General features: G+C 54.5%; 1 protein-coding gene. It reads left to right on the plus strand.

Features of this window, described 5'->3' with window-relative positions:
- The coding region (locus AC2JF9_RS09595) for an ABC transporter transmembrane domain-containing protein (protein WP_500727328.1) at positions 1–429 on the plus strand (429 nt) is incomplete at both ends.

Genomic DNA, 429 nt, shown 5'->3' on the forward strand with positions numbered 1-429 from the left:
CTTATCTACTCGGGAATACTGGGTGGTGTCGCAGTTGCGGCGCTCGGCGCCTACATCGCGATCCGACTCGCATTCCTGCAGGCACTGCGACTCAAGAACCTTGATGTGATCACCACTGCAGCACGTGAAACCAGTAGTTTCATAGAAAGCATGCGTGGCATCGCTGCGGTAAAAGCGTTTGGACAAGAGGGCAATCGCCAGCGATTGTGGCAGAAGACCAAAGCGGAAGCGATAAACGCTCAGATCAAGCTCGGCCGCCTTACGGCTGGGTTCGACGCCATCGGGCAGTTTGTTCTCGCCCTCGAGAAAATCCTATTCGTATACATCGCGATTCGGCTCGCGCTAGATGCCAAGCTTTCGATCGGGATGATCTTTGCCCTTCAAGCATACAAGGATCAGTTTCTTGGCGCAGGGATGCGGCTTGTCGAT

The sequence above is a fragment of the Lactobacillus sp. C449L genome, assembly GCF_059900815.1.